This window comes from Microcystis sp. M049S2 (assembly GCF_020245625.1).
GTDB classification, from domain to species: Bacteria; Cyanobacteriota; Cyanobacteriia; order Cyanobacteriales; family Microcystaceae; genus Microcystis; species Microcystis ichthyoblabe_A.
The window spans coordinates 1-11,999 of record NZ_JADBUN010000220.1; the positions used below are offsets into that span (position 1 = coordinate 1).

13 protein-coding genes are annotated in these 11,999 nt (G+C 41.2%); 11 read left to right on the top strand and 2 right to left on the bottom strand.

The genetic code is table 11. The features are described from left to right. The coding region (locus IM496_RS18035) for a transposase (protein WP_287662803.1) at positions 1–196 on the top strand (196 nt) is incomplete at its 5' end. Positions 197–364: 168 nt separating this feature from the next. Here IM496_RS18035 and IM496_RS18040 read toward each other — a convergent pair. Further along, complete coding sequence (locus IM496_RS18040) at positions 365–1,837, bottom strand: leucyl aminopeptidase (protein WP_287662805.1); 1,473 nt, start codon at positions 1,835–1,837, stop codon at positions 365–367. A 481-nt stretch (positions 1,838–2,318) separates the two neighbouring features. Here IM496_RS18040 and IM496_RS18045 point away from each other — a divergent pair, with 481 nt between their 5' ends. The 10 genes from IM496_RS18045 to IM496_RS18090 all read left to right on the top strand — a co-directional run bounded on the left by IM496_RS18045 (position 2,319) and on the right by IM496_RS18090 (position 9,689). Next, positions 2,319–2,720, top strand: a complete 402-nt coding sequence (locus IM496_RS18045) for a hypothetical protein (RefSeq protein WP_228009467.1) — start codon at positions 2,319–2,321, stop codon at positions 2,718–2,720. Between the two features lie 142 nt (positions 2,721–2,862). Continuing rightward, on the top strand, positions 2,863–3,210 hold the full coding sequence (locus tag IM496_RS18050) for an NADH-quinone oxidoreductase subunit K (RefSeq protein WP_002761414.1): 348 nt from the start codon (positions 2,863–2,865) through the stop codon (positions 3,208–3,210). Continuing rightward, positions 3,207–4,643, top strand: a complete 1,437-nt coding sequence (locus IM496_RS18055; RefSeq protein WP_287662806.1) for a cation:proton antiporter — start codon at positions 3,207–3,209, stop codon at positions 4,641–4,643. Before IM496_RS18050 ends, IM496_RS18055 begins: the two co-directional genes overlap by 4 nt. After that, positions 4,640–5,023 (top strand): Na+/H+ antiporter subunit E, encoded by a 384-nt coding sequence (locus IM496_RS18060; RefSeq protein WP_002783130.1) that lies wholly within the window; start codon positions 4,640–4,642, stop codon positions 5,021–5,023. Before IM496_RS18055 ends, IM496_RS18060 begins: the two co-directional genes overlap by 4 nt. Continuing rightward, a complete protein-coding gene (locus IM496_RS18065) occupies positions 5,020–5,271 on the top strand; it encodes a hypothetical protein (RefSeq protein WP_002739224.1) in 252 nt (83 codons plus the stop codon). Before IM496_RS18060 ends, IM496_RS18065 begins: the two co-directional genes overlap by 4 nt. Beyond that, positions 5,268–5,537 (top strand): monovalent cation/H(+) antiporter subunit G, encoded by a 270-nt coding sequence (locus IM496_RS18070; protein WP_002752066.1) that lies wholly within the window; start codon positions 5,268–5,270, stop codon positions 5,535–5,537. Before IM496_RS18065 ends, IM496_RS18070 begins: the two co-directional genes overlap by 4 nt. A gap of 8 nt (positions 5,538–5,545) precedes the next feature. Next, a complete protein-coding gene (locus IM496_RS18075) occupies positions 5,546–6,088 on the top strand; it encodes a DUF4040 domain-containing protein (RefSeq protein WP_104396121.1) in 543 nt (180 codons plus the stop codon). Then, complete coding sequence (locus IM496_RS18080) at positions 6,088–6,750, top strand: Na(+)/H(+) antiporter subunit B (RefSeq protein WP_287657113.1); 663 nt, start codon at positions 6,088–6,090, stop codon at positions 6,748–6,750. The genes IM496_RS18075 and IM496_RS18080 overlap by 1 nt, the downstream gene beginning before the upstream one ends. Positions 6,751–6,913: 163 nt before the next feature. Next, on the top strand, positions 6,914–9,025 hold the full coding sequence (locus IM496_RS18085; protein ID WP_104396119.1) for a DEAD/DEAH box helicase: 2,112 nt from the start codon (positions 6,914–6,916) through the stop codon (positions 9,023–9,025). Then, positions 9,018–9,689 (top strand): DUF2290 domain-containing protein, encoded by a 672-nt coding sequence (locus tag IM496_RS18090; protein WP_287662809.1) that lies wholly within the window; start codon positions 9,018–9,020, stop codon positions 9,687–9,689. Before IM496_RS18085 ends, IM496_RS18090 begins: the two co-directional genes overlap by 8 nt. A gap of 573 nt (positions 9,690–10,262) precedes the next feature. On the opposite strand, the gene IM496_RS18095 is transcribed toward IM496_RS18090, so the two are convergent. Further along, the gene (locus IM496_RS18095) at positions 10,263–11,687 is read right to left on the bottom strand and encodes a Ni/Fe hydrogenase subunit alpha (protein WP_194013586.1); all 1,425 of its coding nucleotides are present in this window, start codon (positions 11,685–11,687) and stop codon (positions 10,263–10,265) included. Positions 11,688–11,999 lie beyond the last annotated feature (312 nt).

The window sequence follows — 11,999 nt, forward strand, 5'->3', positions numbered from 1 at the left end:
CGCTAACCTTAAAACAGTTAGTAGTCGCTTAATTAGACAAGAATTTCCGGATTTGGCGGCAAAGTATTTCGACAACAAACCCTATTTTTGGGCGGGAGCTTATTTCGTGGCTAGTTGTGGCGACGTTACTGTCGAACAACTGAAAAAATACGTCGAGAACCAAAACTCCCCAAAAGTGGAAAGGCTACTGCGTTAGTTTCATTCTGGTCGCGATTCATCTCCCGTTAACCGCTACGCAGTTTAACGGGAGTCCTCTCGCGACCTTGAGATAGGGGTGAGGGGTGGGGCAGATTTTTCAGGGATCGGTAAACAGTAAACAGTGAAAATACTCCTCACCTAATACCGCTTACCGATCACCGATAACTTAATTATTGGCCATTACCCAATTAACTAGAGTGCGGACGGGAAAACCGGTGGCCCCAGAATTATTAACGCCATTTTCTTTGTCGGACCAGACTGGTCCTGCGATATCTAGGTGGAGCCAGGGAGTATTATTAATGAATTGCTTCAAAAATAAAGCGGCTGTAATGGAACCGCCGGGGCGCGGGCCAGTGTTTTTCATATCGGCAATTGGAGACTTCAGACCCTCGAAATATTTTTCTTCTAGAGGCATTGGCCAGAATTTTTCGCCGGCTAATTTAGCGGCCTGTTGGATTTGAGCAGCGAGACTCTCATCGCTACTCCATAAACCGGCGATATCGTCCCCCAAAGCGACGACACAGGCCCCGGTTAAAGTGGCTAGATCCACAATCGCATCCACCTCTAATTTTTCCGCAAAAACCAAGCCATCGGCCAGGGTTAATCGTCCCTCGGCATCGGTGTTATTGACTTCAATAGTTTTGCCGTTAGAAGCGGTTAAAATGTCCCCGGGGTGCATAGCGCGACCACTAATCATATTTTCCGTAGCCGGACAGATAAAGTGTACTTCCACTTCTGGCCGTAATTGGGCGATCGCCTTGGCTGCGCCTAGGGTGGCGGCACCACCTCCCATATCCGTTTTCATGGTTTCGATGCCACTACCGGCCCCTTTAATATTCAAACCGCCGGAATCAAAGGTTAGACTTTTACCGACGATTGCTAGTTTACGTTTCGGGTTTCCTTGGGGTTTATAGATTAAATGAATGAATTTCGGGGGAATATCCGAGGCTTTGGCCACTCCTAGGAAGGCTCCCATACCCAAGCTTTCGCATTCTTCTTGTTCCAGAATTTTGAGACTTAATCCGTATTCGCTGGCAATTTGCTCGGCGGTTTCTGCCATGGTTAAGGGGGTAACGGTGTTAGCGGGAGCATTGACTAATTCTCTGGCCAGAATCACCCCAGAACAGATCTGCTCGGCTTTGGCGATCGCCGATGCTTGCTCTCCTAAACCCAATAACTCGACGGTTTCTAATTTGGCTCCTTTTTCCTCTTTAGTGGACTTGAAGCGGGTATCCTGATGATTGGCAAGTAGTAGCCCTTCTGCGATTGCTCCGGCGGTGGCGGACTGATCGCCAACTACCGGTAAACTGATGGCCAGAGCTTGGCTTTTTTGTTGTTTGGCCAGACGAGCGATGGCGGCGGCCGCTAGACGCAGGGTTTGCAGGTCGAAATCGGCAGTTTTTCCCAATCCCACCAGGATTAATTTGCGAATCGGACCACCACCTAGACGAGTCGCCGCACTGCTGCCCAATTTTCCCTCGAATTCCGTCTCGGAGATGAGATCCTCTAGGATTCCCCCCAGTTTATCGTTCAATTCTGCCAATTCTCCTGCAATCTCTATGGCTCCTTCTGGTAAACCTAGGGCTAAAGTATCTCCTGTCCAAGTAAGGAGCGAGGTGTCAGTCGATCGAATATCCATTCTTTATCTCGATAATTCTTTGCAAATTGCTTCTATTAATCACTATACTGTAAGCTCTATCAGTTATAAAAACGGCCTCCTGCCCCCTGCCGACCGCCTTCGTTAATCAGACTCTTCGGGACTTGGTATGGTTCGATAGGGGGGCATAAATCGACTAAATCCTTATCTGGCAAGGGATTTAATTGATTAGTTCGTTCTAGATCGAAAATAATTGACAAAAATTGCGGTAATGTCTGTCTCTATAAGGGTTTCATTCCTTATAACCCCCGTTCATTGCATAACACAAACCGAAGAACCGAAATTACAGAGCCAGACTTATCGGAATTAAAAAGACTAGGAATTGATGAAATCGCTCTAGCCAAAGGACAAAAAAATTACTGTAGCGATCATCCCTAATTCCCTCTGGATTGCTATTGTCATCGCCAGTTTTTCCATCTCTGGATTCCCCTTATTATCTGGTTTTGGGGTGAAAGCGTTAACGATGAAAAATTTATTACCTTGGCAAGAGGTAGCCATCAATTTAGCAGCCGTAGGTACAGCGATCGCCACTGCTAAATTTATCTTTTTACCCCACGCAAAAGTTTCCACTGGGAGAAAGTTAACCTTGAGTGGTTGGTTAGGAATAATAATATTGTTAACTGCCTTATTTATAGCCAATGCTGTCTATTTCGATGCCTACAATCTGGGAAATATCAGCAAAGCTTTAGGGATTATTGCTATCGGTTGGGGGTTGTATCTAGGGATATTTAAAAAGCTGTCCTTACAATTATCAACAGCTTGGGAACAATTTGATAATCTCGTCGGTATGATGGCTGTTATGTTAATGCTTTTGTTTTCTTTAATCCTAGCCCAATTAGCTCCCTCATTCCTAGCTTTTAGCTAATACTAACTATAGATCTTCACCAATTTACCAATTATTCAAGGGAGAAGCGGCAAAGCCTGAGAATTTTTTGATAAATAGGACTCGATCGAGGATAATTAAAAAAAGTATTTTGACTCATAACCAAATCTAATCAAGAAGCCCAGTGACGATTCCCCTGCTAGAGTTGTTTGTATTCGCCACCGTTTTGTGCGGATTTTTAGGGACATTCCTGAAAAAAAACTTAATCATGAAGATTATCGCCATGGATGTCATGAGTACCGGCGTTATCGCCTACTATGTGGTAATTTCTTCCCGTGACGGTTTATTTACTCCCATCCTCAGTACAGTTAAACAGCAAAATTACGCCGATCCTGTACCCCAAGCAGTGATTTTAACAGCGATCGTCATCGGTTTTTCCATTCAGGCGTTAATGCTGGTGGGAGTAATGAAATTAGCCAAGGATAACCCCACCCTCGACAGCAGCGAGATAGAAAAAAATAACACACCATGAATACTTTAACGATCGCTTGGATAAGTTTACCCTTTTTGATCGGCTTTATCATCTATTTATTGCCGCGATTAGACAAATATCTGGCTCTAGCAGCCACTATTATCTCTCTCGCCTATTCTCTCCTTCTATTTAGCCAATCCTCTCCCATAATCCTCAACCTACTGGATAATTATGGCGTGAGACTGGTAGCCGATCAGTTAAGTGCCTATTTTATCCTCACTAATGCCCTGGTGACCATGGCGGTGATCCTTTATAACTGGGAAAGTAGCAAAACCGCCTTTTTTTACGCTCAAGCTATCATTCTCCACGGCAGCATTAATTCTGTCTTCGTCTGTGAGGATTTTATTAGCGTTTACGTTGCTCTAGAAGTAATTAGTATTGCCGCTTTTCTGGTGATTGCCTACCCTCGCAGCGATCGCTCTCTCTGGGTTGCCCTGCGTTATCTGTTTATCAGCAATGTGGCGATGTTATTTTACCTCATTGGCGCAGTTTTAGTCTATAAAGCCAGTAATTCCTTTGCTTTTGCTGGTTTAAAGGACGCACCTCCCGAAGCCTTGGCTTTAATCTTCATGGGATTATTAGTCAAAGGGGGAATCTTTGTCTCGGGATTATGGCTACCGATGACACACTCGGAATCGGAAACCTCTGTCTCGGCGCTGATGTCGGGGGTGGTGGTAAAAGCTGGCATTTTTCCCCTCCTGCGCTGTGCTTTAATCCTAGAGGATTTAGATGTCCTAATTCGGCTTTTCGGGGTGCTAACGGCGATTTTTGGCGTGTCATACGCAGTGTTTGAAAAGGATAGCAAGCGGATGTTAGCCTTCCATACTATTTCCCAGTTAGGTTTTATTTTAGCCGCCCCGGTAGTCAGTGGTTTTTATGCCCTTACCCACGGTTTAGTTAAATCTTGCCTATTTCTGTTAGCGGGAGTTTTACCCAGTCGCAATTTTAAAGAATTACAGCAACAATCGATCCCTAATTCCCTCTGGATTGCCCTAGTGGTTGCTAGTTTTTCTATCTCTGGATTCCCCCTATTATCCGGTTTTGGGGCGAAAGCGTTAACGATGAAAAATTTAGTCCCTTGGCAAGAAATTATGATCAATCTTGTGGCGGTGGGGACGGCGATTTCCTTTGCTAAATTTATCTTTTTACCCCACGCTGGTGGCGAAAGTAAACAGAAGCTAACTATCGGTTTCTGGATAGCAATAATTCTGCTCCTTGCCGCCCTATTTTTGTCCAATGCCGTCTATGTTGAAGCTTATAATATCCCCAATATTATCAAAGCTTTAGCCGTCATCGGTGCCGGGTGGTGGTTATATCTGGGAGTTTTCAAAAAGTTATCCCTAAAATTATCGCGAGCCTGGGAACAATTTGATAATCTCATCGGTATGATGAGTATAATGTTAGTTCTATTATTTTGGATGGTTTTAGCATGATTGGACATATAATTCTGCGTTTAACTATGTGGTTTTTACTCACCGCTAATTTTACCCCCGCTAATATTATGATCGGGGTGGCTATTGCTTTTCTTTTGCCCCGTAATTTCGCCTCTAGCGAAACTTTAGGCGATTGGTTAAAGGTAATAATTAAAGTCTTTATAGCTATTCCCCAAGCTTATAAAGAAGCGTTTGAAATTATCTTTCGTCCCCACAAGGAAGAAGAAATTATTTTAGAGAGAATTTCGGGTAAACGTTCACCCAGATTGGCTTTTTGGGATATATTTCTCATTACCTTTACCCCGAAAACTATCGTCACCGAATACAAGGAAAATGAGGGTTATGAAGTTCATGTAATTAAACGGAGTTCCCAGGGATGAATATTGTTCTCATTGCCATGATTGTCGCCCTATTAATTCCCCTTTATGAAGTGGCAAAAAATGATGACATCTGGCAAAAAATGGCCGCCTTTGCCAGTGCTTCCAGTAAATCATCGATTATTATTCTAGTGGTGTCGGTTCTGCGGGATGATTGGATGATTGGAGTGGTAGCAGTGATTATTCTCAGTGTTGGTAATGCCGGTTTTATGTTATTAGCACAAATTCTTAAACGACTGAACGAATCATGATTGACATTTTCAGTTATATCTGCATCGCTATCGGAGTTTTTTTCTGGTTTTGGGGAACGGCGCATCTTTTAGACAAGCGCTCGGTATTATATAAATTACACGGTCTATCTGTCGCTGATACTTTGGGTTCGATGGCGATTATTTTCGGGCTACTTTTGAAAGTTCCCCAAAATTGGCCTTTATTATTATTGGCAATAATTTCCCTGGCAATTTGGAACACCATGTTAGGCTACGTTTTAGCTTATACTTCTAGCGATCGAGAGTAAAATTAAAGATGAATGAAAGTTATCTCTATGTTATTGTTGCCCTCTTGCCTTTAACTGCGGCGATGGTGATGTTACAATCCAATCCCTACCAAGCTCTAGTAATTCGCGGGGTTTTAGGGGCAATAGCAGCCTTAGTCTATGCTTTATTAGGGGCAGCAGATGTATCTTTAACCGAAGCTTTGATGGGAACCATGTTAGCCGTAACTCTCTACGCGGTGGCGATTCGTTCCTCTTTAGTGATGCGTTTAGGAGTAATTGCTGAGGAAAACGATACAGTTTTAGAACAGTTAAAAACTCAACTACAAACGGTTTTAAGTAAACGTTTTATGCGGTTAGAATTAGTTGCCTACAGTGATAAACAAGCTTTGCAACAGGCACTTAGGGATAAAGATATTCATGCCGTCTGTATCCGTCAAGACAATCCAGAAACTATCCCCTACGAAACCACAATTAGATTACCCTATCTCTACGATATTTTTAAAAATGAATTAACGGCAGCAAACACGATTTTAACCTGTATTGAAACCCCAAAATTAGAGGAGAAACACTAATGAAATGGATTTACACTCTAGCCGCCATTGCCTTCGCTGTCAAAATGGTAATTATTCCGAATACTGCTTCCCCTGTATTATCCTTAGAAATTGTTGAATCCCTGGTGCGCGACGGCGGTGTTCCTAATGCGGTTTCGGTGGTTATTTTTCGTAATCGTCTCTACGATACCATCTATGAAGTGGTTGTTTTTACCATTGCCATTATGGGGGCAAATTTTCTTTTAGCCACCGAAAAACCCGCCAGTAAAATCCATCAATTTACCGACCAACCTTCAATTATTTTAGCCCGTTTAGGGTCAACAATTGCCGCTTTAGTGGGCATTGAATTAGCTATCCGCGGACATTTAAGTCCGGGGGGAGGTTTTGCCGCCGGAGTCGCCGGAGGTACGGCAATTGGTTTAATAGCAATTACCTCGTCTCCCGAATGGATGCAAGCAATTTATCGCCGTTGGCAAGCGGCAACATGGGAGAAAATTTCCGTCTTAGTTTTTATTGTTTTAGCCGCCATTACTCTCTCAGGATTTGAGTTACCCCACGGGGAATTAGGGGCGCTATTTAGTGGCGGCATTTTACCAATACTAAACATTTTAGTTGCCGTTAAAGTAGCTTTAGGTTCCTGGGCAGTAATCCTCGTTTTTATCCGCTATCGCGGTTTATTGTGAGAGGTTAATATCTATATTTATAGCTTTAGGTCAAAACTGGGGATTAACCGATGAGCATAACATGACTTGATGGTTGAAAAAATGCTATAGTAATTTTGTTGCCCTCCTCAAGAATCAATAGGCATCTAATGATTCTGCTAAAAGAACTCCCGAGGTAAAAATTATGGTTAACGTTATTCGCGGTTCTTCAGCTAAACCTGTATCTTCTCAAAGATTAGCTAAATATTTTGAGGAAAGAACAGATATAGAGGGAACATTGTATATCGGCTATCCTATTATTGGAACTCCCCAAGGAGGATATCAAATTGATGCTCTATTAGTCTCTCGTCAGCAAGGGATTATTATTTTTAATATTGATGAGGGAAAAAATTATGATTTGGATATTGAAGGCACTCAAGACGAGAGCATAACCAAGTTAGAAGCAAAACTGCTGTCTTATAAAGAGCTTGTTCAAAAAAGAAAGCTAATAGTTAACATTTCTGTAGCCACCTATGCACCGATTTGGAATAATTATCCAGAAGCAATTAACCCAGAGGAATATCCTGTTCTTATTAAAGATAAAGATATTGATGATTTTATCAAGAAATGTCAAGGCAATGATTCTGAATATTTCGAGAAAGTCAACTCAGTTATACAAGCTGTTACAACCATTAGAAAAAAAGACGCTCGCAGTTATGTTGTTAAACCAGATTCTAGGGGAGCAAAGTTAAAAAAATTAGAAGATTCTATCGCTAATCTTGATGAAACTCAAAATAAGGCTGTTTTAGAAACCACTAAAGGTGTACAAAGAATCAGAGGTTTAGCAGGTTCGGGAAAAACAATTGTCTTAGCGCTGAAAGTAGCTTATCTTCATGCAACTCATCCCGATTGGAATATTGCTGTTACCTTCTATACACGCTCGTTAAAGGATCAATACAAAGATTTAATTACTCGGTTTAGTTATGAGCATAAAAATTCCGAACCAGACTGGGAAAAAGTAAAAATTATTCATGCGTGGGGAAGTCCTAAGATAGAAGGAATTTATTATGAGCTATGTAAACGACATAATATTGAATATTTAGATTTTAGTCAAGCAGACAACCTAACATATTCGCATGAAGAACCTTTTGACTTTGCCTGTCAAAAAGCCTTGCGAGAGATTAAAAATTTTCATCAATATTATGATGTTATTTTAATTGATGAAGCTCAAGATTTTCCTCAAGACTTCTTAAGACTCTGCTATGAAATCTTGAAAGATGATAAACGTTTAGTTTATGCCTATGATGAGTTGCAAAGCTTAAATAGTAAAGTCATGGATTCTCCCGAAGTTATTTTTGGAAATGATAACCATGGTAATCCTAGAGTTAAATTGGAGAATTTACCCAGCGAACCCCAACAAGATGTAGTTTTAAATACTTGTTACAGAAATTCTCGTCCTATTCTTTCCTCTGCTCATGCTCTAGGTTTTGGAGTTTATTATCCAAAGGGAATAATTCAAATGTTTGATAATCCTCAATTATGGCAAGATATTGGTTATGAGGTTGAAGAAGGAGAATTAAAATCAGGAGAATTTGTTAAACTGATTAGAACCTCGAAAACCAGTCCTAAATTCCTTGAAGACCATTCTTCCATCGATGATATTATCAACTTTAAATCTTTCGATAACAATCAGGAGCAACTTGAATGGCTAGTGGAACAAATTGCAAAGAATCTCAACGAAGATGAATTAAGATGCCAAGATATTATGGTTATCCATCCAATACCTAAAAATGCTCGCAACGTTTTTGGAAAAGCTAGAGAAATGTTATTTACAAAAAATATTAATTCTCATTTAGCAGGCAGCACATCTTCTCCCGATGAGTTTTTTCAAGAAAACTCGATTGCTTTTACACAGATTTATCGTGCAAAAGGCAATGAAGCGGCAATGGTTTATTTCATTAACGCTCAAGAAGGTTTCTCTGGTTCACCATCAGAAATTGCTAGTAAACGCAATATTTTATTTACAGCGATGACTAGAAGTAAAGCTTGGTTAAGAGTTATTGGTTATGGAGCAAATATGCAAGCTTTAGAGAGGGAATTTCAGGAAATTAAATCGAGAAATTTTGCTCTTGAGTTTACCTATCCAACCCCCGAAGAACTTCAACAAATGAAGAAGGTTTATCGAGATACTCTTAATACCAAGAGAGATAAAAATGACAGGGAAAAGCAAGCAATATTAGCTAAGGCTAAACGGGGTGAAATACGATTTTCAGCAGATGAAATAAAAATACTAGAAGAATCGTCTAGAAATGCTTAATGTTCAGAATATCTTTAAAGATGTTAAAAATTTAACGGCTAAATTGATAGAAGTAGGATTATCAAGTCAGCAGAACTTTCCGACTTTGAATAAATTGAGTCAAAATATTTCTGAGATTAGCTATGCCAATAGTTCCGACTTATCCATTGCCCTAAAAAATGTTGCCTATCAAGATATTTATGATGAGCTTAATCGCAGTAAGAATTATAATATTAAAATGATTGATGGAGCCTTGATTCAATTACTTTATCGCTTCCAAGGATCGCAGTTATTATCCCATAGACTAGCGTTCTTCTCATCCCCTTATTTAGAATCTTTTCAAAATGAGCCAGAACTATATGAAAAAGATGAGATATTTGCCGATATTATCGCCAAAAATATTGTAGCTGTACCGATTAGATTTGATTACGATCCTGATAATTTTCAAGAGATTCATCACCCCAGATGTCATCTCACCCTAGGACAATTCAAAAACTGCCGAATTCCAGTGTCCTCCCCTTTAACACCCAGTGTATTTATTGCTTTTATCCTTCGTAACTTTTACAATACAGCCTATCATCTATATTCCGAGCAGATCAATTTTAACGATCAGCGATTTCCAGAAACCATAACCGAACCGGAAAAAAATATACTACATTTTGCTATTAAATCTCCCTCTCTATAGGGTTGGCTGAATAATGGGAAAACCCTTTTAAAATAAGGCTTTTGACCTGTTAAAATCCGATGTTAGTGCAAGAAAATAGGATTGGGACATTCAAAAACCTTGCATTATCCTTCTTGTAGTACACAAGCTTGTACAAAAACAAGGGCAACAAAGCCTGAAACGACCGGCTACTGACTCCTGACTCCTAACCCCACCAATACACTTTTTCAGCAAACCCTAATTAATTTTTGAGAGTGCAAAAATGAGAAAAATAGACATAAAATTGCATAAAATCCCTAAATAGAGCATTTAATTGATTAATACTCATTCTTAATTCTCCTGACTCCTGACTACTGGCTCGGAGACTCCTCACCTAACGGAAGATTTTTGATTTTTGCAAGAGGTCTGTTTTACCTCAATATTATATCATCTATAGCGTTTCCTGTTCGCACGAGGTACATTATTAATGTTGAAAAGCTTAATCAGCAAAGGTTTAACTGTGCCACACAGGTGTGAGAACCGCTATAGAATGAAATAGCGCCGGGTGTTAGGAGGAATTGGCCCTATTTCCTAACACCCTAACAACTTAGATAATTAACCCCTTTGTCGAGTATTAATCACCTCACCGGCTGCATTAACTAACTCTAGCTGTAGCGGCATTTGTCCCATAGCGTGAGTAGAACAACTTAAACAGGGATCATAGCAACGAATACCCGCTTCTACGCGGTTTAACATCGCTTCGGGAATTTCGCCACCATGGATATAATGTTGGGCGATTTGTTTCACCGTTTGATTCATCGCCAAATTATTATTACCTGTGGCAATAATTAAATTCACCGTTTCAATCAAACCATTTTCATCCACTTTATAATCATGGAATAAAGTACCCCTGGGTGCTTCACTAACTCCCACCCCTTGCAGATTATTAATTCCTGCTTCGGCCCGGCAGCGTGGAGAAACTATATCGGGATCGTCGATTAAACGTTCAATCTGTTCTAAACAAGCCAAAATCTCCACTAAACGAGCATAATGATAGTAAAAAGAAGAGGTTGCTACACCACCGACCCGATGGCGATATTCGCGTAACTCAATATCCGCTCCCTCCGTGCCAAAATGGGAACAAACATTTAAGCGGGCCAACGGACCGACTCGATAGATACCGTTGGGATAACCGAGGGGTTTATAGTAGGGAAACTTCAAATAAGACCATTTTTCTACTGATTCGCCGATATAATCGCGATAATTGTCTTCGCTCAGGTTATCGGCCACGATATTGCCTTGACTATCGGTAAAACGAATATGACCACCGTAGTGTTCCCACTCGTCCCGTTTACCGACTAATCCCATAAACAGGGAAGGGAAATTACCAAAAGCGGCGATTTCTGTGGTTAAATTGTCTAGAAGTCCTTTAAACAGGTTTAAAGCCGTGTAAAGAGTCGCCTTAGACTCCGGCAGTCGTTCTTTAATCCATTGTCGCCCTTCTTCGCTCAAAGGGGAACGCACTCCTCCCGGGACAGACCAAGCGGGGTGAATTTTTTTTGCTCCCAAAAGTTCAATAACTTTCTGTCCAAATTGACGTAAACGGATGCCTGCTCGCGCTAGGTCGGGATCGGCGGCGATTAAACCGAAAACATTCCGTTTAGCGGGATCACTTTCCCAACCAAGCAGAAAATCGGGACTGCTAAGATGAAAAAAACTTAAAGCATGGGATTGGGTTAATTGTCCCAAATTCATCAAGCGCCGCAGTTTTTCACCCGCAGGGGGGATTTGCACCGCTAGAATTTTATCTCCGGTTTTGGCGGCACAAAGTAGGTGACTAACGGGGCAAATGCCGCAAATTCGGGCAGTAATTCCCGCCATCTCCCACATCGGCCGTCCCTCGCAGAATTTCTCAAAACCACGATACTCGACCACATGAAAACGCACGTCATCCACTTCCCCCCCATCGTCAAGGAAAATCGAGATCTTGGCATGGCCTTCGATCCGGGTGACGGGATCGATAACGACGGTTTTAGTCATAGTAAGTCCTCATTGTTCAGGAGTTCCACAGAACGGCATTGTGGAGAGTGCGATCGAGCTTGGTTTCAACGATAATTTATCCCGATCTCCGCCCTGCTGTCTCTATGATAGTTATTACCCCTCTAGCAATCCTAATTTTTATAACAATTTTTTCCGATTGAGAATCGGAAAAAAAAATGAACTACCCCGCCGCAAGCGGACGGGGTATCAGAATCAAAATAGACTCAATTGTAGATTTTGGTGTAGCTGCAGGTATTCTTGGCTTTTCGTTACTTGGTATGGTTCGATAGGGTGGCATAAATCGACTAAATC

Excerpts from the sequence above, each read along its gene's own strand:
- IM496_RS18040 (WP_287662805.1), bottom strand. The coding sequence starts at position 1,837 with ATGGATATTCGATCGACTGACACCTCGCTCCTTACTTGGACAGGAGAT.
- IM496_RS18045 (WP_228009467.1), top strand. The coding sequence starts at position 2,319 with ATGAAAAATTTATTACCTTGGCAAGAGGTAGCCATCAATTTAGCAGCC.
- IM496_RS18055 (WP_287662806.1), top strand. The coding sequence starts at position 3,207 with ATGAATACTTTAACGATCGCTTGGATAAGTTTACCCTTTTTGATCGGC.
- IM496_RS18060 (WP_002783130.1), top strand. The coding sequence starts at position 4,640 with ATGATTGGACATATAATTCTGCGTTTAACTATGTGGTTTTTACTCACC.
- IM496_RS18065 (WP_002739224.1), top strand. The coding sequence starts at position 5,020 with ATGAATATTGTTCTCATTGCCATGATTGTCGCCCTATTAATTCCCCTT.
- IM496_RS18070 (WP_002752066.1), top strand. The coding sequence starts at position 5,268 with ATGATTGACATTTTCAGTTATATCTGCATCGCTATCGGAGTTTTTTTC.
- IM496_RS18075 (WP_104396121.1), top strand. The coding sequence starts at position 5,546 with ATGAATGAAAGTTATCTCTATGTTATTGTTGCCCTCTTGCCTTTAACT.
- IM496_RS18080 (WP_287657113.1), top strand. The coding sequence starts at position 6,088 with ATGAAATGGATTTACACTCTAGCCGCCATTGCCTTCGCTGTCAAAATG.
- IM496_RS18085 (WP_104396119.1), top strand. The coding sequence starts at position 6,914 with ATGGTTAACGTTATTCGCGGTTCTTCAGCTAAACCTGTATCTTCTCAA.
- IM496_RS18090 (WP_287662809.1), top strand. The coding sequence starts at position 9,018 with ATGCTTAATGTTCAGAATATCTTTAAAGATGTTAAAAATTTAACGGCT.
- IM496_RS18095 (WP_194013586.1), bottom strand. The coding sequence starts at position 11,687 with ATGACTAAAACCGTCGTTATCGATCCCGTCACCCGGATCGAAGGCCAT.